The 21,663-nt window shown below is 62.5% G+C and carries 15 protein-coding genes and 1 tRNA gene; 7 read left to right on the top strand and 9 right to left on the bottom strand.

Features of this window, described 5'->3' with window-relative positions; all coding sequences use genetic code 11:
* The first annotated feature begins 59 nt into the window (after nucleotides 1–59).
* From DKB74_RS07015 to DKB74_RS07000, 4 genes are all read left to right on the top strand, one after another.
* Nucleotides 60–332: an HU family DNA-binding protein gene (locus DKB74_RS07015; protein WP_109807417.1), complete on the top strand. Its 273-nt coding sequence runs from the start codon at nucleotides 60–62 to the stop codon at nucleotides 330–332.
* Nucleotides 333–420: 88 nt separating this feature from the next.
* Nucleotides 421–495, top strand: a tRNA-Val gene (locus DKB74_RS07010).
* A 133-nt stretch (nucleotides 496–628) separates the two neighbouring features.
* The gene (locus DKB74_RS07005; protein ID WP_161956825.1) at nucleotides 629–2,722 is read left to right on the top strand and encodes a glycoside hydrolase family 97 protein; all 2,094 of its coding nucleotides are present in this window, start codon (nucleotides 629–631) and stop codon (nucleotides 2,720–2,722) included.
* A gap of 24 nt (nucleotides 2,723–2,746) precedes the next feature.
* Nucleotides 2,747–4,066, top strand: coding sequence for a sugar MFS transporter (locus DKB74_RS07000; RefSeq protein ID WP_109807415.1), 1,320 nt, complete (start codon nucleotides 2,747–2,749; stop codon nucleotides 4,064–4,066).
* A gap of 120 nt (nucleotides 4,067–4,186) precedes the next feature.
* On the opposite strand, the gene DKB74_RS06995 is transcribed toward DKB74_RS07000, so the two are convergent.
* Both DKB74_RS06995 and bglX read right to left on the bottom strand, forming a co-directional pair.
* On the bottom strand, nucleotides 4,187–5,809 hold the full coding sequence (locus DKB74_RS06995; RefSeq protein ID WP_109807414.1) for a sulfatase family protein: 1,623 nt from the start codon (nucleotides 5,807–5,809) through the stop codon (nucleotides 4,187–4,189).
* Nucleotides 5,810–5,839: 30 nt separating this feature from the next.
* Complete coding sequence (gene bglX / locus DKB74_RS06990; RefSeq protein ID WP_109807679.1) at nucleotides 5,840–8,164, bottom strand: beta-glucosidase BglX; 2,325 nt, start codon at nucleotides 8,162–8,164, stop codon at nucleotides 5,840–5,842.
* A gap of 244 nt (nucleotides 8,165–8,408) precedes the next feature.
* On the opposite strand from bglX, the gene DKB74_RS06985 reads away from it, so the two are divergent.
* Both DKB74_RS06985 and DKB74_RS06980 read left to right on the top strand, forming a co-directional pair.
* Nucleotides 8,409–11,411 carry a TonB-dependent receptor domain-containing protein gene (locus DKB74_RS06985; protein WP_109807413.1) on the top strand — a complete coding sequence of 1,001 codons (3,003 nt, stop codon included), beginning with the start codon at nucleotides 8,409–8,411 and terminating at the stop codon, nucleotides 11,409–11,411.
* A gap of 164 nt (nucleotides 11,412–11,575) precedes the next feature.
* Nucleotides 11,576–13,006, top strand: coding sequence for a glucoamylase family protein (locus tag DKB74_RS06980; protein WP_239987415.1), 1,431 nt, complete (start codon nucleotides 11,576–11,578; stop codon nucleotides 13,004–13,006).
* 12 nt (nucleotides 13,007–13,018) lie between these two features.
* On the opposite strand, the gene DKB74_RS06975 is transcribed toward DKB74_RS06980, so the two are convergent.
* The 7 genes from DKB74_RS06975 to DKB74_RS06945 are packed head-to-tail and all read right to left on the bottom strand — an operon-like array spanning nucleotide 13,019 to nucleotide 20,390.
* Complete coding sequence (locus DKB74_RS06975; RefSeq protein ID WP_109807412.1) at nucleotides 13,019–13,897, bottom strand: endonuclease/exonuclease/phosphatase family protein; 879 nt, start codon at nucleotides 13,895–13,897, stop codon at nucleotides 13,019–13,021.
* On the bottom strand, nucleotides 13,890–15,239 hold the full coding sequence (locus DKB74_RS06970; protein ID WP_109807411.1) for a GH1 family beta-glucosidase: 1,350 nt from the start codon (nucleotides 15,237–15,239) through the stop codon (nucleotides 13,890–13,892). Before DKB74_RS06970 ends, DKB74_RS06975 begins: the two co-directional genes overlap by 8 nt.
* 40 nt (nucleotides 15,240–15,279) lie before the next feature.
* Nucleotides 15,280–16,095, bottom strand: coding sequence for a carbohydrate ABC transporter permease (locus tag DKB74_RS06965; RefSeq protein WP_109807410.1), 816 nt, complete (start codon nucleotides 16,093–16,095; stop codon nucleotides 15,280–15,282).
* The gene (locus DKB74_RS06960; protein ID WP_109807409.1) at nucleotides 16,092–16,985 is read right to left on the bottom strand and encodes a carbohydrate ABC transporter permease; all 894 of its coding nucleotides are present in this window, start codon (nucleotides 16,983–16,985) and stop codon (nucleotides 16,092–16,094) included. Before DKB74_RS06960 ends, DKB74_RS06965 begins: the two co-directional genes overlap by 4 nt.
* The gene (locus DKB74_RS06955; protein WP_109807408.1) at nucleotides 16,982–18,262 is read right to left on the bottom strand and encodes an extracellular solute-binding protein; all 1,281 of its coding nucleotides are present in this window, start codon (nucleotides 18,260–18,262) and stop codon (nucleotides 16,982–16,984) included. Before DKB74_RS06955 ends, DKB74_RS06960 begins: the two co-directional genes overlap by 4 nt.
* Nucleotides 18,262–19,287, bottom strand: coding sequence for a LacI family DNA-binding transcriptional regulator (locus DKB74_RS06950; protein ID WP_109807407.1), 1,026 nt, complete (start codon nucleotides 19,285–19,287; stop codon nucleotides 18,262–18,264). Before DKB74_RS06950 ends, DKB74_RS06955 begins: the two co-directional genes overlap by 1 nt.
* Nucleotides 19,284–20,390 carry an ABC transporter ATP-binding protein gene (locus tag DKB74_RS06945; protein ID WP_109807406.1) on the bottom strand — a complete coding sequence of 369 codons (1,107 nt, stop codon included), beginning with the start codon at nucleotides 20,388–20,390 and terminating at the stop codon, nucleotides 19,284–19,286. Before DKB74_RS06945 ends, DKB74_RS06950 begins: the two co-directional genes overlap by 4 nt.
* Nucleotides 20,391–20,535: 145 nt before the next feature.
* On the opposite strand from DKB74_RS06945, the gene DKB74_RS06940 reads away from it, so the two are divergent.
* Nucleotides 20,536–21,450 (top strand): formylglycine-generating enzyme family protein, encoded by a 915-nt coding sequence (locus DKB74_RS06940; RefSeq protein WP_109807405.1) that lies wholly within the window; start codon nucleotides 20,536–20,538, stop codon nucleotides 21,448–21,450.
* Nucleotides 21,451–21,663 lie beyond the last annotated feature (213 nt).

Here is a 21,663-nt window from a genome sequence, read left to right as displayed (position 1 = left end):
CATATCGGCTTTCGTCGATTCCAAGTTTATAGTGATTCAGTACAGGGGGTTCCCAGCGAATGAACAAGCAAGAACTGATCGGATTGGTTGCCGATACCGCAAGCTTGAGCAAGGGCGATGCCAGCAAGGCCGTGGAAGCCGTTTTCGATTCGATCTCGACCGCTCTGAAGAAGGGCGACGAGGTTCGTCTGGTCGGCTTCGGCACCTTCTCGGTCAGCAAGCGCAAGGCTTCGGTTGGTCGCAATCCGCGCACCGGCGAAGAAATGACCATCAAGGCTTCCAACCAGCCGAAGTTCAAGGCCGGCAAGGGCCTGAAGGACGCAGTCAACTAATCTGTGCGCTACCGGGGCTGGACAAGCTCCGGTTGCTTGCCTAGAGGCACGCCTCCCATCGCGCGAGGCGATGCTTCGTCATGGGTTCGGGCGCGTAGCTCAGTGGTAGAGCACTGTGTTCACACCGCAGGGGTCGCAAGTTCAATCCTTGCCGCGCCCACCATTTCAAAAGCCCGTCGGACCGGAAGGTTCGGCGGGCTTTTTGCTGTCTGCACGATCCGCCGAGGCGTCGCATGGACAAGGTTTCTGTAACCGGTTACAAAAATTGCCGACAACAGAATCGAGAGAGGATCGCAATGGCCGCTGCCCGCGCCCCCGCTGGCGCCTGTGATTCGCCATTGCGTTTCGTGATGGCGGCAATGCTGGCGCTGCTGATGCTGGTTCCCGCGACGCTGCATGCGCAAACGCCCCAGCGCGTGATGGACGCCACGGTCGAATCGCCCGACGGGCGGCTGCAAGTGCGCGTCGATACCCAGGCCGATATTGCCCGCTATGCCGTATTTCGCGACGGACAGCCGGTGATCGCGCCCTCGAAGCTCGGTTTCATGCTCAACGGGACGGGCAAGTTCGAGCACGGTATTTTCCTCGGTGCACCCGATTATCGCGACGGGCATGAGGCATGGGACCAGCCCTGGGGCGAAAAGCGCCACATCGCGATGGACTATCGCGAAATGCGGGTCCCCCTGCTTGAACAGGTCAAGGACAAGCGGCGAATCGATCTGGTGATTCGCGCCTTCGATACCGGCATCGGCTTCCGCTTCGAATTTCCCGAACAGCCTCAGTTCTCGGCGCCGATCGCGATCGACGACGAACTGACCGAATTCAACATTGCCGGGCAGGGCGATGCGTGGTGGATCCCGGCGGGCGAATGGAATCGCTACGAATATATCTACAACAAGACCCCGATCGATCAGGTCGGCACGGCGCACACGCCGTTCACGATCCGGCGCGCCGATGGACTGCATCTCGCGATCCATGAAGCGGCGCTGGTCGATTATGCCGGCATGTGGCTGCAGCGGATCGATGGCCAGCGCTTTCGCTCGCATCTCGCGCCGGGTCCTTCGGGCCCTTCGGTGGTTCGCAACGCTCCGTTCCACACGCCCTGGCGGACGATCCAGATCGCCGACGATGCGGCGGGCCTCTATGCCGCGTCGGATATGATGCTGGCGCTCAACGAGCCGAACAAGCTTGGCGATGTCAGCTGGATCAGGCCGATGAAATATATCGGCATCTGGTGGGCGATGCAGATCGGCGACTGGACCTGGGAGGCCGGGCCGCGCCACGGTGCGACGACCGAACACGCCAAACGCTATATCGATTTCGCTGCTGCCAACGGCTTTGGCGGCGTGCTGATCGAAGGATGGAACAAGGGCTGGGAAGGAAACTGGATCGGCGACAGCGGGCGGAACTTTGATTTCACGCACGCCTATCCGGACTTCGATATCCAGGCCGTGGCCGCCTATGCGCGGTCAAAGGGTGTCGAACTGATCGGCCACCACGAAACCGCCGGCAATGTCGGCCGCTATGAAGACCAGATGGCCGATGCCTTTGCGCTGGACGAACGGCTGGGCGTGCATGTCGTGAAGACCGGCTATGTCGCCGATGCCGGTGGCGTGCTGCGCCAGGGGGCTGACGGCGAGAATATCTGGGAGTGGCATGACGGCCAATATATGGCCAATCACCATGTCCGCGTGGCCGAGCTCGCCGCGCGCTACCATGTCGGTATCGACGCGCACGAGCCGATCAAGGACACCGGCCTGCGCCGCACCTATCCCAATCTGCTCAGCCGGGAAGGCGCGCGTGGCATGGAATATGCCGCATGGGGCGATCCGATCAATCCGCCGTCGCATGAACCCACTCTGGTGTTTACGCGGATGCTGTCGGGTCCGATGGACTATACCCCCGGCATCGTCAGCCTGACCGGCAAGGAAGGGCGCGCCATTCCCTCGACGCTCGCGCGCCAGCTTGCCTATTATGTCGTACTCTACAGCCCGGTGCAGATGGCAGCGGACCTGCCCGAAAATTATGAAAAGGCGCCGCGCGCGCTGGACTTCATCCGTCAGGTCCCGGTCGATTGGGAACGCAGCATCGTGCTGGGCGGCGAGATTGGCGAGTTCGCCGTTTTCGCGCGGCAGGAGCGCGGCGCGGAGAATTGGTATGTCGGCGGGATTACCGACGAACATGCTCGCAGCTTCGACGTCGATTTCAGCTTCCTGCCGTCCGGCAAGCGATATAGCGTCACGCTATGGCAGGATGGCGAGACAGGCGGGATTGACGGCGATCGGTTCGCGATGGATGTGAGAACGTTCACAGTGACGTCCGAAGACAAGCGTATAATTGCAATGAAAGCGGGCGGCGGCTTCGCTATGTCGGTGCAGCCCGTCCAATAAACACCCCAGGGGGAGGAAGAGACAATGGTTTCAGTAGCAGGTCAGGGACCACAGGCGGGAGGCGGCGCCGGCAAGCAGTCGTTCGGCTTGCTGGTCATCGTCGTCGCGGTGTTCTTCCTGTTCGGGGGCATCACCAATCTGAACGACGTCCTCATCCCCAAGCTCAAGGGGCTGTTCGACCTTAACTATGCCCAGAGCATGCTGGTGCAGTTCGCGTTTTTCACCAGCTATGCGATCTTCTCGATCCCGGCTGGCATGCTGATGAAAAAGCTCGGTTATTTCCGGGGCATCGTGCTGGGATTCGCGATCATGGCGGCGGGTTGCCTGTTGTTCCTGCCGGCGGCCTATTCCAGCATCTATTGGGGCTTTCTGGCCGCGTTGTTCATGGTGGGCGGCGGCATCACGCTGCTTCAGGTGGCAGTGAACCCGCTCATCATTTCGCTCGGGCCGCCCCAGTCTGCGCACAGCCGCCTGACCTTCGCGCAGTTCTTCAATTCGGTCGGCGTGTTCCTGATGGTCCGCTTCGGCGCGGAACTGATCCTGGGCGAAGAAGCGGCACCGATGCCCGAAGGGCTCAGCGGCGCTTCGCTGCGTGCCTATCAGGCGCAGGAAACCTCGGTCATCGCCCACACCTATATCGGGCTTGCGATCGTCTTGGTGCTGATCGCGGCCTTCTTCTGGTGGAAGCGCGGTCTGCTGGGCGATCATAAGGTGGAAGAGACCAAGGTCGAAGGCACATTCACGCTTCTCAAGCGCCCGCGGCTTGCGTTCGGCGTGCTCGGCATCTTCGTCTATGTCGGCGCCGAAGTCGCCATCGCCAGCCTGATGATCAACTATCTCGAGGATACGCGCACGCTGGGTCTCGACCCGCGTTCGGCGGGCGTCATGCTTTCCTATTACTGGCTCGGCGCGCTGATCGGGCGCATGCTCGGCGGGTTCCTGTTGCGCATCATCAAGCCCGGCCTGTTGCTCGCCGTCTTCGGCTGCATCAACATCGTGCTGCTCGCGATCTCCGCGAACACCAGCGGCGAAATGGCGGGCTATTCGATCGTGGCCATCGGCCTGTTCAACTCGATCATGTTCCCGACGATCTTCAGCCTCGCGACCGAAGGACTGAACGAACAGGCGCCTCAGGCTTCCGGCCTGCTCTGCACTGCGATTGTCGGCGGCGCGCTGGTGCCGCTGGCGACCGGTGCCACGGCGGACGCGGCGGGCCTTGCCATGGCGCTGGTCATCCCGGCGATCTGCTATGGCGTGATCGCGTCGTTCGGCATCTATGGCTGGCGGAACAAGGTGGCACCCGAAGAGCCGTTCATTCCCGAAGAACGGCCGGTGTTCGAATAAACCAACCCGATCGGGCCGGCTCCGCAAGGACCGGCCCGGAACGGCACAGGAAAAAGGCCCTGCATCCGGTTCGATGCGGGGCCTTTTTCATGGCCGGTCGGTTTGCGAGCGGCTGCGCGGTCAGTGGACCGCAGGACCGTCGCTGTCGCGATATTGACGGCGCAGGCGGATCAGCTCCTGTTTCATTTGCGCAATGCGCGCCTGCTGTGCCGGATCGTCGATCCGGTTGTGCATTTCGTGCGGATCGGTGGCGAGGTCGTAGAATTCCCACGCATTGATGTCCGGGCCGTAGAAGCGGATCAGCTTATAGCGGCCATCGGTCACGCCATAATGCGCCCGGACGCTGTGGAAGCCGGGATATTCGTAATAATGATAATAGACCGACCGCCGCCAGTCGGCGGGCGTGTCACCGTGCGCAACCTGACGCAGCGATCGTCCCTGAATGGCGGGATCGGCGGGCACGCCGGCATAATCGAGGAAGGTCGGCGCATAATCGATATTCTGGACCATCGCCGACACGGTCGATCCGGCCGGAATATGCCCCGGATATTGTATCAGCAGCGGCGTACGGAATGACTCTTCGTACATGAACCTTTTGTCGAACCAGCCATGTTCGCCAAGGTAGAAACCCTGATCCGACGTATAGACGACGATCGTATTGCGATCGAGGCCGGTCTCCCGAAGATAGTCGAGCAGTTCGCCGACGCTGTCGTCGACCGCGGCGACGGTACCGAGATATTCGCGCATATAGCGCTGATATTTCCAGACGGCGAGATCGCGTCCGGTCAGGTGCGCCGCGTTCATCGCGTCGTTGCTCGCCTGATGCAGCCGATCCCATTCGGCGCGCTGCTGCGGCGTCATCCGGTCGAACGCCGCCGGCCAGCGATTATAGCGCAATTCGGTCGACCCCACCGCGGTCGTCATCTTGAGGTCGTGCCCCTCATACATGTCGCGATAGATGTTCATTTCCTGCGCGCCGGCGGCCTGACGCCCGGCATAGCCGTCGAAATAATTGACCGGCACCGGAAATTCGACGCCGTCATATTTCTGCACATAGCGCAACGGCGGCATGAAATTGCGGTGCGGCGCCTTGTGATGGACCATCAGCACGAAGGGCCTGTCCGGATCGCGCCGGTGTTTCAGCCAGTCGAGGCTGAAATCGGTGATCAGATCGGTCGCATAGCCCTCGACCCGCGACTTGCCCTGCGGCGTGATGAAATCGGGGTTATAATATTCGCCCTGATCGTCGAGCACTTTCCATTCGTCGAATTCCAGCCCGACCGGCGTGTGGCTCAGATGCCATTTGCCGAAAAAGGCGGTCTGATATCCGGCACGGTGAAAGGCGCGTGGCCAGGTCCACTGGTTGTTGTCGAACGTCTGGCCGTTCTGGTTGAAGCCGTTCACATTGCCGAACTTGCCGGTCAGCATCGCGGCGCGGCTGGGTCCGCACAGCGAATTGGTGACGAAGCTCTGATCGAAGCGCGCGCCGTTGCGGGCTATTCGGTCGATGTTGGGTGTCGGCGCCAGCTGCGAGACCGGCGATCCATAGGCGGAGATCGCCTGATAGGCGTGATCGTCCGACATGATGAAGAGGATATTGGGCCGCTGCTGCTGCGCGGTTTGCCGGGGCGGGCCGGCAAGGGGGGCGGGAGAGGGGGCTGCATCGCGGGCCGTTCGTGCCTGCGGGGTGCACGAAATGACGGCGGGTGCGAGCGCGCTCAACAGGATCAGACGATAGCGCATGTCCTTCCCTCTCCCTGACTGGTTCGACGATTATTGCGTCAGCGTGAAATCCGCCTCCTGACCATTGTCGTCCGAAGACGTGCCGATCCACAGCTTGAACGCGCCGGGCTCGCTGCCGAAGCTGTTGTCGGCGCGCGTGAAGGCGAGGTCGGCATCGGTCAGCGTGAAGCTGACGGTGCGGCTTTCGCCGGCCTTGAGCGCGATCTTTTCAAAGCCCTTGAGCTGGCGGACCGGCCGGACCACCGATCCGACCAGATCGCGGATATAGAGCTGCACCACTTCCTCGCCATCGCGCGCACCGGTGTTGGTCACCGTCACGCTGGCAGTGAGCGGCTGGCCCGGGCGGATCGTGTCGCTCGACAGCGTGACCGGCGAATAGGCGAAGCTGGTATAGCTGAGGCCATGGCCGAACGCCCATTGCGGCTCGTTGGGCGTGTTCAGATAGCGCGAGCGATATTTCTGACCATGCACGTCGGGCGTGTAGGGGCGGCCGGTATTGTCGGCATTATAATAGATCGGCACCTGTCCGACATTGCGCGGAAAGGTCATCGGCAGCTTGCCCGACGGGTTATAGTCACCGAACAGGACGTCGGCGACGGCATAGCCGCCCTGGGTGCCCGGATACCAGGCCTCTAGGATCGCCGGCACATGATCGGCGGCCCAGGGAATCGTGTTCGGACGGCCGCTCATCAGCACCAGGATCACCGGCTTGCCGGTCGCGACGAGCTGTTCGAGCAGCGCCTGCTGGTTGCCCGGCAGGTCGAGCGAGGTGCGGCTGGCCGCTTCGCCGGTCATGTCCCAGCGCTCGCCCATCACCGCGACGACGACATCCGAATTGCGCGCGGCGGCAAGTGCTTCGGCAAAGCCATCGGTCTTGTCGCCATCTTCGAACGCATAGCTGGCGCCCTTGGCATAGGTGACGGTGACGCCGTCGCCGGCGCGCTCGCGAATGCCCTGCAGCGGCGTGATCGGGCGCGTCTGACGATCGCCAGCGGCGGACCAGCTGCCGATCATGTCGGTCTTGCTGTCGGCCAGCGGACCGATCACCGCAATCGAGCGTGCCGTCGCCGCGATCGGCAGCGTGTCGCCTTCATTCTTGAGCAGCACCATCGAACGACGGGCAATATCGCGTGCAGCTTCGAGGAAATCGGGGCGATAGAGAGTCGCCTTTTGCCGGGCCTCGTCGCTGTAGCGATACGGATCCTCGAACAGGCCGAGGCGGTACTTCATCTCCAGCACGCGGCGGACGGCGGTATCGACCGTTTCCTCGCTGACGCGGCCCGATTCGACCAGTTCCTTCAGATGGTCGAGAAACGCCGCGCCCTGCATGTCCATGTCGACGCCGGCATTGATCGCCTGTTCGGCGGCTTGCGCCAGATCGACCGAATAACCGTGCGGAATCATTTCGTTAATCGATGTGTAATCGGTTACCACGAAGCCGTTGAAGCCCCATTGGTCGCGCAGGATGTCGGTCAGCAACATCTTGCTGCCGGTTGCAGGAATACCATTCAACTCATTGAAAGCAGTCATGAAAGTTGCAACGCCCGCGTCGCGCGCGGCCTTGAACGGCGGCAGATAGACGTCGTTCAGCCGACGCATCGACATGTCGGTGGTGTTATAGTCGCGGCCGGCCTCTGCGGCGCCATAGGCGGCGAAATGCTTGGCCGTCGCCAGGATCGTGTCGGGGCGCGACAGATCATCGCCCTGATAGCCCCGGACATTGGCTTCGGCGATGCGGCTGCCCAGATAGGTGTCTTCACCGGCACCTTCCGACACGCGGCCCCAGCGCGGGTCACGCGCGATGTCGACCATCGGGGCGAAGGTCCAGTGAATGCCCTCTGCCGACGCTTCCTGTGCCGAAATGCGCGCGGCCAGTTCGATCGCCTTCATGTCCCAGCTCGCCGCTTCGCCGAGCGAGATGGGGAAGATGGTGCGGTGGCCGTGGATGACGTCATATCCGAACAGCAACGGAATGCCGAGCCGGGTTTCCTCGACGGCGATACGCTGTAATTCACGTGTATATTCAGCGGTATAGGCATTGAAGATCGATCCGACGCGGCCGGCGCGGATATCGTTCTTATACCCTTCGCGCATCGTCGGGCCGGTCGATTCCCAGTCGCTGGTAAGCTGTGTCAGCTGCCCGACTTTCTCCTCCAGCGTCATCTTCGCGATGAGTTCGTCGAGGAATTTTTCCATCGCCGGATCGGCGGCTTCCCAGCTGGCACGGGCAGGGGACTGCGCTTGCGAGGCAGGGGCATCCTGTCCGAATCCGGGCGTGACCGGGATGACCGCAGTCGATCCGAGCAACGCGATGGACGCCAATAGTGCAAACGGCGCCTTTCCAGTGACGGGCATGAATTCCACTCCCCTAAATCATGATTGTTTCGCGCACGGGGCAAGGCCCGCCATGCACCGCCGGACGTTCCCGACGTTTGTAGCGTCGAAAGTCTATACAGCCACATTGAAACCGGTTACAACGAAAAATGAAGCAAGTGATCGACTCGCGCACGGACGCAAGAATCCGTGAGCGAATCGTACTCGCCGAGGTGCGTTAGGTGCCCGGCGTCGGGGAGGAAACAAAATGGGGATTCCGAAAATTATGACTCGTAGTGTGACCAGTGCGCCCGCGAAGCGGCGCGCGGGGCGACTTGCTGCGTCGCTCGTCCTCAGCAGTGCGGCGGCAGTGCTTGCCGTCGGCATCGCAACGCCGGCATCGGCGCAGGTGTCGAGCGCGTCGCTGCGCGGCACGATTTCGCTTGATGCGGGCACGACCGCCAGCGAAGTCACCATCATCGAAGTGAATACGGGTTTCCGCCGTACCGCGACGGTCTCTGCGAACGGGGGTTATTCCTTCGCCTCGCTGCAGCCGGGCCGTTATCGCCTGGAAATCACCACGTCGAACGGCGTGCGTTCGACGGACGAGTTCACGCTGGCGGTCGGGCAGGACGCGCAGCTGAATTTCGATTTCTCGACGCCGGAACTGGCGAGCAGCGATGAAATCGTCGTCACCGCCGGTCAGATCCAGACGCTGGAAGGCGGCGAAGTCGGTGCGACGGTAAGCCAGCGCCTGATCCAGACGCTGCCGCAGAACAGCCGCAACTTCCTTGCGTTTGCCGACCTTGCGCCGGGCGTTACCGTTTCGACCGGTTCGAACGGCAATGTGTCGATCCAGGGCGGTGCGCAGGCAAGCCGCACGTCGAATGTGTACATCGACGGCATCGGCCAGAAGGACTATGTCCTCAAGGGCGGTCTGACCGGCCAGGATTCGAGCCCGGGCAATCCGTTCCCGCAGCTGGCGATCGGCGAATATCGCGTCATCAGCTCCAACTATAAGGCGGAGTTCGACCAGGTCAGTTCTGTGGCGATCACGGCCGTGACGCGTTCGGGCACCAACGAATTCCATGGCGAAGCGTTCTTCGATTACACCGACCAGAGCTTGCGTTCGACCACGCCGAGCGAAGATGACAGGGGTGGCGAGAAGACCCGGACAAAGGACATGCAGTTCGGTGTCGCGCTGGGCGGACCGATCATTCAGGACCGCATGCATTTCTTCGTAACCTATGAAGGTAAAAGGCAGCAAAAGCCCACCGAGGTGGAACCCGGTGGCGGCTACACCGTAGCCCAGTTCCCGAATGAATATCAGGGGTTGTTCGGAGGCTATAGTCGTGACTTCAACGAAGACCTGTTCTTCGGCAAGATCGATTTCTCGCCGACCGTGGACGATCTGATCGAACTTTCGGTCAAGGTTCGTCGCGAAGAACAGCAGGATGGTTTCGGCGGTCAGAACGCGATGACGCGCATGACCAATGTCGAAAACAACGAAACGCGTGGTCTGCTTCGCTGGGAGCATACCGGCAATGGCTGGATCAACGATCTTCGCATCAGCTACGAAAAGTCGGCATGGCGCCCCACGCCGGCAGCATTCGAGAATGGCTATTCTTTCCAGACTGCGAACGGCACGCTCCTGCTCGGCACCGGTGCCAGCGCCAATTATCAGGACAAGGGTCAGAAGGGCTGGGCCATCCAGAACGACTTCACCTATACCGGCTGGTCGAACCACACGATCAAGGCCGGCGTGAAAGCGAAATGGGTCACGCTGAATTCGGTTCAGCGCAACAGCACCAACGCACAATATACCTATAATGCCCAATTCCCCGTTGGCGGTGGTTTCAACGACCAAACTCCTTATCGACTCACCTTCGGCGTACCGGTGGCAGGCGTCGGCGATGGTACGATCAAGTCGAAGAACTTCCAGCTGGGCATCTATGTCCAGGACGACTGGGATGTCACCGACCGGCTGACGCTCAACATCGGTCTGCGTTGGGATTATGAAGAAACTCCGGCCTATCTCAACTTCGTCCATCCGCAGGACGCAGTGGATGCGGTGTCTCCCGCTAACTATCCGAACCTGAACAACGCCAATTATAACATCGCCGACTATATCTCGACTGGAGACAGCCGGCATCCTTTCTATGGCGCGTTCCAGCCGCGTATCGGCTTCACCTATGCGCTTGACGAAGATCACCGGTTTGAGTTGTTCGGCGGCTATGGCCGTTCCTATGATCGCAACCAGTTCGATTTCCTCCAGCAGGAAATCACTTCGGGTGCCTTCAAACAGCTCACCTACAACTTCAATACGGGCGATCCCAACCATAGCTGTTCCGGTTCGAACTGCATTGCCTGGGATCCGATCTATCTGACTCAGGCCGGCCGCGATCAGCTCGCGACCAGCACGGGTGGGGGCGGACGCGAACTGCGCTTCATCTCCAACGACCTGAAGATCCCCTATTCGGATCAGTTCAGCCTCGGCATTCGCGGCCGTTTGGGCAGCTTCCGTCCGGAAGTCGGCTATTCGCACATCGCCAGCCGCAATGGATTTGCCTATCTGCTCGGCAACCGCCGTCCGGACGGCAGCTTCTTTGCGCCAGGTGAACAATGGAATCCGCCATGGGGCTTCGCGCCGAGCGGCTTTGGCAACATGCTGATCGGTACCAATGGTATCAGCACCGATGCCGACTCCGCGTACGTCAAGCTGACCAAGGACTATACCGAGGCTTCGCCGTGGAGCGTCAACTTCGTCTATACCTTCACGCTGGCTGAGGAGAACCGGAAGTTCGGCGAGTATTTCTCGCTCGATTATCCGTCGCTCGACGATTATCCGGTGCTGCGTTCGGCTGGTGTCTCCAAGCACAGCGTCGTGCTGGCTGCGAGTGCCGACATTCCCTGGGGCTTCACGCTGGCGACCAAGATCGCATTGCGTTCGCCGCCCTATATTTACGGCATCCAGGGCTCCAGCAACGCCGATCGCGTGCCCGTGGTAACCGAAGGCAACAACAAGAATCCGTTCATTCTCGGCGATCTGTGGGCCTATCGTCAGGTCGATCTCGCGCTCAGCAAGACGATCCCGTTCCACTTCATCGGCGATCAGGCGGGTCTTACCTTCCGTGTCGACGTTCTGAACGTGTTCGATACGGATAACTTTGTCAGCTACAACGGCAATGCGAATGCGACCACAGCTCCGTTCTTTGGTGACATCAGTGGCCGCTCGGTTGGCGGCAACCCGCCGCGGACGTTCAAGTTTTCCGCCAGCATGGCTTTCTAAAGGCATGTCTCCTCTCGCCGCGCGGCTCCCTTTCAACGGCCGCGCGGCGATTTTTATTTTTGGGTCGGAGTATCTTCATTTTGTCGTTGCGTAACTTGATTGCCGCTCTTGCTGTCGGTTCGATGCTGACATCCTGTACCGCGCAGCAAGGTGCACCGGGGAATGTGGCGGTTTCGCCAAGCCCCACGACCTCGACTCCCGCCGACCCCGTCGAAACCCAGCAGCAATTCGTTGCCGAGCTGGAACGGCGGACCTTCGATTATTTCTGGGACACCACCGATACGCAGCGCTGCCTCGCGCCCGATCGCTGGCCCAGCAATCCCTTTTCCAGCGTCGCGGCCACCGGCTTTGCGCTCACTGCCTATGCCATCGGCGCCGATCGCGGGTATGTCAGCCGCGCGGAGGCTGCCCGGCGTACCCGGGACTGCCTCGCCTTTTACTGGAATGCGCCCCAGGGGCCGGAAGCATCCGGCGTCACAGGCTATAAGGGCTTTTTCTATCACTTCCTGAAAAACGACGACGGCACGCGCTATGGCAATACCGAGCTGTCGACTGTCGATACGACGCTGTTCCTCGGCGGCGCTTTGTTCGCGCAGGGATATTTCGATCGCGACGATCCGGTCGAAGCCGAGATCCGCGATCTGGCCGAGAAAATCTATGCCCGTGTCGACTGGCAATGGGCACAGCGCAACACCACCGGCACGCAGGCACGCAACCTGGCCGACAGCCATGGCATCGCCATGGGCTGGCGTCCGGAGAATGGTTTCACGACGCATGACTGGGTCGGCTATAACGAAGGCATGCTGGTCTATGTGCTGGCATTGGGTTCGCCGACCCATGCAGTGAACAAGGATGCATGGGATCAGGGCTGGGCGGCCAATCTGGAAGCCGATTGGGCGACTTATTACGGCAAGACCTTCCTCCAGTTCGAACCGCTGTTCGGGCATCAATATTCGCATGTCTGGGTCGATTTCCGCGGCATCCAGGACGAATTCATGCGGTCCAAGGGCTCGGATTATTTCAGGAACAGCCGTCTCGCGACGCTCGCCCAGCGCGATTATGGCGCGGAGAATCCGAATAACTGGGTCGGCTATTCGTCCGATATCTGGGGCTGGACGGCGAGCGACGGCCCGCAGGGATCGCGCGACAAGCACAGCGTCAACGGCGCGCCGCGCACGTTCATGACCTATTCGGCGCGCGGCGTCAGCGCGATCCGTGTGGTCGATGACGGAACGGTGGTGCCGACCGCAGCCGGCGGATCGGTTGCCTTCGCGCCCGAAGTCACCATTCCCGCGCTGATGGCGATGCGCGAACGCTATGGCGACCGCATCTACACCAAATATGGGTTCAAGGACGCGTTCAACCCCAGCTTCACTTTCACCCAGGACAATGTGACCACCGGCACCGTCGATGCGCAGGACGGCTGGGTCGCCCGCGATTATCTGGGGATCGACCAGGGGCCGATCCTGGCGATGATCGAGAATCATCGCTCCGGGCTGATCTGGGAAGTGACTCGGAAGAACCCGCACATCATTCGCGGGCTGCGCCGGATCGGCTTTACCGGCGGCTGGCTGGACGAGGCTCCGGCGGAATAGCGGGCAGGGGTGTCAGCGCCCGCCCCAGTCGATCGTCACCAGCACCGGATAGTGATCTGACGGCACGCGGCCGCCCTCCTGAAAGGTCAGGACGCCATAGCGCAGGATTCGTGCGGGCCGCCCGAGCAGGATATGGTCGATCGCGGCGTCCTCATTCTTCGTGATGTCGAAACCGGTAAAGGTGCCGGTCGGCCCGAACGGCGGCGTTTCGCTGACGTCGCGCGCATCGATCAGCGCGGTCGTGTCGCCTTCGCCGGTCAGCGCCTGCATCGGCGCGGAATCGGACGTCGCGTTGAAATCCCCGGTCAGGAAGGTCAGTTCGTCGTGCGTGCCATGCTCCGCCATCCAGCGGCGCAGCATCCGCGCGCTGTTCAGCCGGGCGACTTCGCCGATATGGTCGAAATGGGTGTTCATCATCCAGAAGGTCCGGCCGCTGTCGCGGTCGCGGAAATGCCCCCAGGTGGCGATGCGCGGATAGGCCGCATCCCACCCCTTGGACGGTGTGTCGGGCGTTTCCGACAGCCAGAAAGTGCCTGAATCGAGCAGTTCAAACCGATCGCGGCGATAGAAGATCGGCGAATATTCACCCGCCGCCGCGCCGTCGTCGCGCCCTACGCCGATCACGGCATAATCGGGCAGGGCGGCCTCGACATCGCGTTTCTGATGATCGAGCACTTCCTGCATGCCGATCAGATCGGGCTGTTCATAGCGCAGCACCGACGCGAACATATCCTTGCGATGCGGCCAGGCATTGTCGCCGTCCGAAGCGAGGTCGAGCCGCATGTTCCAGCTCATCACCTGCAGCGAGAGCGAGTCGCCGCTGATGCCCGCGCTGGCGGGCGCACTCAGCATCGCGAGCAAAAGCGCCGCGGCACGAATCAGGTTACGCATCGATTACTCCGTTGTTCGCGATGATCCGGCTGTAGAGCGCGGCACTGTCCTTGGGCGTGCGCCTCTGGGTCGCATAATCGACATGGACGATGCCGAAACGCTTGGCATAGCCAAGCGACCATTCCAGATTGTCGAGCAGCGACCACGCCATATAGCCGCGAATATCGACGCCCGCCGCGATCGCTTCGCCCACCGCCGCGATATGGCTGCGCAGATACTCGCAGCGCTGGCCGTCCTGCACGCCATCCGGCCCGGCCACCGCCGGATCGGCAAAGGCCGCACCATTTTCGGTGACATAGATCGGCATGCCGGGATAGCGCCGCGCCATCGCGATCAGCATGTCGCGAAACGCATCGGGCGCCACTTCCCATCCGGTTTCGGTATAGGTGGCGCCCGCTTGCGGAACCACGGCGCTCCGGGTCGGGAAGCTTTGCGGATCGTCGCGCACCACCGCGCGCGTGTAATAATTGATGCCGATGAAATCGATCGGCTGGTGGATCAGCTGCAGGTCGTCGGCCGGCCATTCGGGCCAGGCTTCGCCATAGACATCGGCAAGTTCGGGCGGATAGGCGCCGGTCAGCGCCGGTTCGATATAATGGCGGTTCATCTGCGCGTCGGCGCGGGCAGTTGCGGCCAGATCGGCCGGACTGTCGCTGGCGGGATATTTGGGTTCGATATTGACGACCAGCCCGATCTCGCCATCGCCGATCGCGCGATAGGCCTGCACCGCCTTGCCATGCGCGCGCATCAGATTGTGCGCGGCGATGGGGGCTTCGAAGACATTGCGATGTCCCGGCGCGACCGTACCGTTCAGATAGCCGCCATCGGCGACCACCCAGGGTTCGTTGAGCGTCACCCAGTGCGCCACCCGGTCGCCGAGCGCGCGATACAGAATGCTCGCATAATCGGCGAACCAGTCGGCACTGTCCGGATTGAGCCAGCCGCCGCGATCGTCGAGCGCCACGGGCAAATCCCAGTGAAATAGCGTCAGCATCGGCGCAATGCCGTTTTCGAGCAGCCGGTCGACCAGCCTGCTGTAGAAATCGATCCCGGCGGCATTCACCGGCCCGCGTCCTTCGGGCTGAATACGCCCCCATGCAGTGCTGAAACGATAGGCCTGAAGCCCCAGATCGCGCATCAGCGCCACATCGGATTCCCAGCGGCGATAATGATCGGCCGCGATATCGCCGGTATCGCCCTGGGCGACCATCATCCTGCCGTCATGGGTATAACGCTGCCAGATGCTCGGCCCCGCGCCATCGGCCAGCGGTGACCCTTCGATCTGATAGGCGGCCGTCGCGGCGCCCCAGAGAAAATCCTTTGGAAAGCTTCCGGCACTCATCGGCTTGGGCACACTCCATTGCGGCGTTCTGAAACCGGTTTCACTGCTTTACGCTGCCGGATAGCAACCCGTCGAGATAGAAGCGCTGCAGCACCAGAAAAAGCAGCAGCACGGGCAGGGTGGTGATGACCGATCCGGCCATCATCACTTCGAGATCTTCGGCATGTTCGCGGCTGAACGCGGCGAGCGCGACCGGCAGGGTATAAAGATCCTGATCGGACAGGATGATCAGCGGCCAGAGAAAGTCGTTCCAGCAGCCCAGAAACACGAACAGCGCCAGCGTGACCAGGATCGGCGCCAGCGTCGGCAGGATAATGTGGCGCAGGATCGCGAATTCCGATGCCCCGTCGAGCCGCGCGGCCTCGATCATCTCCTGCGGGATGGCGAGGCAATATTGGCGGACGAGGAAGATGCCGAAAATCCCCGCGAGCCAGGGTACGAGCACCCCGGCATAGCTGTTCACCAGCCCCAGGAACTTGAGCTCGAGGAACAGCGGCAGCATCCCGATCTGCCCCGGCACCAGGATCGCGACGACCAGCATCCATTGGATCGTGACCCGTCCCGAAAAGCGCAGCTTTGCCAGCGCATATCCCGCCGGCACGGTAAAGATCAGCGCGAGCAGCGTCGCCAGCGTCGAAATCACCAGACTGTTGAACAGATAAGTGCCGATGCCGTAGTTCCGGAACAGCTGCGCGTAATTGGCCAGCGTCGGCGAGGACGGCAGCAGCGGCGGTGGCGCATGCGCCGCTTCGCCCGGCTGCATGAAACTCGCCGAAACCATCCACAGCAGCGGCAGTGCGGTGAACAGCGCGACACAGGCGGCCAGCCCCGTGACCAGCATCTCGCGCGGCTTCATCGCAGGTTCCTGCGCACGAGCAGCAGCTCGACCAGCGTCACGGCGCAGATGCAGAGGAACAGCAGCACCGCGACGGCGGCACCCGACCCCAGATTCCACCATTTGAAGCCCTCCTCATACATGAAATAGAGGATGGTGACGGTCGATTGCGCCGGGCCGCCTTCGGTCATCACATAGGGTTCGGCGAACAGCTGGAACATCGACGCGATGGTCAGCACTGTGACGAGCAGGAAGGCCGGGGCCACTGCCGGCAGGATGACATGGCGCAGCCTGCCGATCCGGCCCGCGCCGTCGAGCCGCGCGGCTTCGTCCAGCTCGCGCGGTACGAGCTGCAGCGCGGCGAGGAAGATGATCATGTTGTACCCGAACGTCTTCCACGCGACGAACAGCAGGATCGCCGGCGTCGATGCCGTGGGACTGCCCAGCCAGTCGATCGGACCAAGCGCGACCCAGCCGAGCATCCAGTTCACCAGCCCATATTCGGTATTGAACAGATATCGCCAAACCACTGCGGTCGCGACCAGCGTGGTGACATAGGGCGCGAACAGGATCACGCGCCACACCGGCCGCCAGCGCAGATAGCGGTGATTGATCAGCAACGCGGCGGCAAAGGACATGCCCACCACCAGCGGCGTGCCGAACAATACATAGCGCGCCGAATTCAGAAACGCGTTCCAGAACAGCGGATTGTGCAGCAGATCGGCATAGTTGCGCAGCCCGATGAAACGCAGGTTGCGCAGGTCCGCGAGCGCGTAAATGTCGAAATCGGTCAGGCTGAGGAACAGCGAGGCAAAGGCCGGGACGAGGAAGAACAGAAAGATCGCGGCGAGCGCCGGAGCGCTCATCAGCCATCCCGCGCGGGTTTCGGCGGCGCGTTGCGGAACGATCATGACAGGCGATCCCGCTCGATCATCCAGCGGCGTTTTTCGAGCAGCGCGTCGGCGCGGCGATCCATTTCGGCAGCCGCCGCCGCGACCGTGAAGTCGCCGCGCACCATGCGTTCGGCGACGAACTGCATCTCGGTCACGATCCGCTCCCATTCGGGCACCTTGGGCAGCGATCGCGCGTGGTTGAGCTGCGTTTCGAACGGCTGGACGATGGGATCGTCGGCAAGGCCCGCCGCCTGCCATACCGACATGCGCGCGGGCAGGTCGCCGGTCGCGCGCTGGAACGCCACCTGCGCCTCGGGCTGCAGCAATGCCGAAATCAGCTTCCAGGAACGGTCTTCCTGCTCGGGATGCCCGCGAAGCACCGCCAGGCTCGATCCGCCGGGCGCGGCATAGCCGATGCCATTTGGGCCGGGGACAGGAGTGGTCGCCCATTTGTCCTGCATCGCGGCGGGGAGGCGCGCGCGCATGTCGCCGATCGTCCAGGGGCCGGAGATATAGACGGCATAGGTGCCGCGCCCGAATTCCTGCCACCGGTTCGAGATGTTGGTACCCGAAATACGGGGCGCCAGCCGTTCGTCGAACAGCGATTTGTAGAAACCCAGCGCCTCCAGGAACGCCGGCTCGGCGAAATTGCCGCGCGTATCCTGCTCGCGCAGCAGCGAGGCTCCGGCCGAAAGCGCCAGGGTAAGCAAATGCTCATATTCGTCGAGCGGCATCAGGATCGCGAACCCATTGTCTCCCGCATGCTTCTTCAACGCGTGCAGCGCCTGTTTCCATCTGGGCCATGCGAGCGGCAGCCGCGCATAGCCTGCGCGCGCCAGCAGGTCGCTGCGATAGAATTGGACGCGCGTATCGACATACCAGGGGATCGCGACCAGCCGGTCCGCGATCCGATTGGTGTTCACCACGGCGGGAAACTGGTCTTCGGCAAGCCGCGCGACATCGCTGGGCACGGGCACCAGCGCGCCGATCGCATCGAGTTCGGCAAGCCAGCTGTTGCCGATCTGGCCGACATTGGGCAGCGATCCGCCCGCAAAGGATGTCAGCAGCTTTTCATGCGCGGCGCTCCATGGCAGCGCCTGTACGTCGATCGCGGTCTCGGCATGGGGAAAGGCGAGCATGCGCAGCATGTCGGGCAGCGCCGCCGCCTCGTTCCCCATCGCCCATAGCGAGATCGGGTCGCGTGCGGCACCGCTACAGCCGCTGAGCAGCGGCAGCGCGGCCAGACCACCGCAAAATTGACGCCGCGTGGCGCGGGAAAGGGGCGGCGGCGCCATCAGCCGATGATGCCGGGCGCCTTTGCCGCGTCGCGCCGGCCAGTGGATCCGCGCACGATCAGCGAAGGAACGCTGACATTGGATTGCGACGCATCGAGTTCCTCGCCGCCCAGCATGCGCAGCAGCAACAGCATCGCCGTCGATCCCAGCCGGTCGATATGCACCTGCATCGTCGTCAGCTGCGGCGTGATGTGGCGGGCGAGCGGGATGTCGTCGAAACCGGAAACCGCCGCATCATGGGGAACGCGCAACCCGCGCGCCTCCAGTTCGGCGATGCAGCCCACCGCCATGACGTCGTTCGCCGCGAACACGGCATCGAAGCCGGTCTTGCCGCTGACCAGCATGTCGGCGGCATGTTTGCCGCCTTCCTCGGTAAAATCGCCCGGCAGGATCATCGGATTGCGCTGCCCCGCATGTTCGCGCAGCGCGTCGCGAAAGCCCCGCAACCGTTCGCGCGCATCGAAATTATGCGCCGGGCCACAGATATGGACGATCTTCTGATAGCCCTGTTCGACCAGGTGGCGCGTCATCGCATAGGCGCCGGCATAATTGTCGATCGTGACGCAGGGAAGGTTGAGCGCCGGGTCCTGATAATTGAGCAGCACGGTCGGCGTGACGCCGTCGAGACAGGTTTTCAGCTCCTCGATATTGGCATTGGGCGGCATGAAGAGCAGGCCGTCGATCCGCCCGCGCATCGCCTGAACCGCGCTGGCCGTTTCATAGGCGCTGCCGCGCATGTTGCTGAGCAGCAGGTGCAGTCCCGAACGGTGCGCGATCAGATCGATGCCGCGCACCAGTTCGGAAAAAAACTCGCCGAACAGATCGGGCAGGATGACGCCGATCGTATCGGTCTTGCGCCGTGTCAGGCTGCGCGCGCCGCTGTGCGGGACATAGCGCAATTCCTGTGCCGCGCGCTGCACGCGTTCGCGCATCGCCGGCGTGACGTTGCTATGCCCGTTGAGCGCGCGCGAGGCGGAGGCGACCGAAACGCCCGCGGCGCGTGCTACGTCGCGAATGGTGCTCATGCATGTTCCTTCAGGGTTTCGGTGTTCAGTCGCGATCCGTCTTCACCGAACAGGTGCAGCGCGGACGCATCGATCGAAAGTTGCACGGGCGTGCCGGGTTCGGGCGCGCAATCGCCCTGACGCTGCCAGACCAGTGCGCCGATCCCATCGGCAACGACATGGATGTTGGTCCTGCTGCCCATCCGTTCGACCAGCCGGACGCTGGCGTCGATACGCATCGCGCCGTTGCCATGCGCAATCAGATCCTGTGGCCGGATGCCGAGGGTCAGCCGTGCGCCCCGCCCGGACGCTGCTCCCGTGAGCGGCACGGCAAGCGTCTTGCCCGAAGGCAGCATGACATTCGTGATGCCGCCGCGTGTCTCGATCATGGTGCCGGCGATCAGGTTCATCTCCGGCATGCCCAGGAATCGGGCGACGAACAGATTGGCGGGGCGGGCATATAGCTCGGAAGGCGTGCCGATCTGCTCGATCCGGCCCTGGTTCATCACGATCAGCGTGTCCGCCATCGTCATCGCTTCGACCTGATCGTGCGTGACGTAGAGCGTCGTGGTGCGCAATTGCTGATGCCGCGTCACGAAATCGAGCCGGACGCGTGCGCGCAATCCGGCGTCGAGGTTCGACAGAGGCTCGTCGAACAGGAAGACGGCGGGTTTGCGGACGATTGCGCGGCCGATCGCGACGCGCTGGCGCTGGCCGCCCGAAAGCTGGCCCGGCTTGCGATCGATTACATCGGCAAGATCGAGCATTTCCGCGACCTGCCGCACTGCCCGATCGATGGCGTTGGCGGGCTCGTGCCGCATGCGCAGCGCGAACGCCATATTCTCGCGCACCGTCAGATGCGGGTATAGCGCATAGGATTGAAACACCATCGCGATGTCGCGCTGGCCCGGGGGCAGGCGGGTGATATCGCGCGCACCCAGGTGGATCGCGCCCTGGTCGAGCGGTTCGAGCCCGGCGATGGTGCGCAGCAGCGTGGATTTGCCGCAGCCCGACGGACCGACCACGACCGCGAACGATCCGTCGGCGATATCCAGCGTCACTCGGTCGAGTATCTGCCGAGCGGAGAAGGACTTGCACGCCTCTTCTATCCGTAATCCGCTCATTTCCGCTCCCGGCGCCCGTGCAGCCTGCGATGTAACGGGTTTCAGCCACGATTACAAAAGCCGTTGCGGGGTGACGCGGCGATGCGCGCCGTTCATAGAACAGGCGATGACCAGCGACGCAGATATCTCCGGCCGATTTGAGGGGATGCGCCACATTGCGGGCGGCAGTTTCTCCATGGGATCGACCCGTTTCTATCCCGAAGAGGCACCGGTCCGCAAAGTCGCAGTGGATTCGTTCTGGATCGACGAAACGCCGGTGACCAATCGCCAGTTCGCGCGCTTTGTCGATGAAACCGGGCATGTAACAACTGCCGAGCAAAGCTTCGACATGGCGCTCTATGCCGATATCGATCCGGCGGATGCGCGGCCCGGTTCGCTTGTCTTCCGCCGCACATCGACTCCGGTCGACCTGTCGGATCCGTCGCAATGGTGGGAATATTGCTATGGCGCCGACTGGCGGCATCCGCTGGGGCCCGACAGCGATCTGACCGGGCTCGACGATCATCCCGTCGTCCATGTCACCGCGCCCGATGCCGAAGCCTATGCCGCATGGGCGGGAAAGGCGCTGCCCAGCGAAGCCGAGTGGGAATATGCCGCACGCGGCGGGATCGAAGGCGCGGAATATGCCTGGGGCGACGAACTCGCGCCGGACGGGGCGATGCTCGCCAATTACTGGCAGGGGCTGTTCCCCTTCGCCAACCAGATGCTCGACGGATGGGAACGAACCTCGCCGGTCGGAACCTTTCCGGCCAATGGCTATGGCCTCTACGATATGGTCGGCAATGTCTGGGAAATCACCGCCGACTGGTTTCAGGTGCGCGGGACGGGGAAACCGGCGCGATCCTGTTGCGCCCCCGAACGCAATCCCGGCGGCGGGCGGCGGCGCGACAGTTTCGACCCCGCTACGCCGGGCGTGCGGGTGCCGCGGCGCGTGATCAAGGGCGGGTCGCATCTTTGCGCGGCCAATTATTGCCAGCGTTATCGCCCCGCCGCGCGTCATCCGCAGATGGTCGATTCCTCGACCAGCCATATCGGTTTTCGCTGCATCCGCCGCGCCTGACCGGGTCGGGCGCCCGATCGGGTTGAGTGCCTGGGCCGCTTGTTACGCAAAAGGCACGTGCGGCGGGAAAGCGATATTTCCCTTTGCGCAGGGCGCGGCGTGCCGCGTCGGACAAAACGGCATTGCGCGCACGTTTCCGCCATTCCCCGGGCCGGTGTCACAAACCGGTAACCAAAGAGTCTCCGAGAAGACCCTGAAGCCGCACGGCGGCGT

The organism is Stakelama portus, from assembly GCF_003171655.1.
GTDB classification, from domain to species: domain Bacteria; phylum Pseudomonadota; class Alphaproteobacteria; order Sphingomonadales; family Sphingomonadaceae; genus Sphingomonas; species Sphingomonas portus.
The sequence above is the reverse complement of the archived record's forward strand: the minus strand, read 5'-3'. Positions and strand labels throughout refer to the sequence as shown.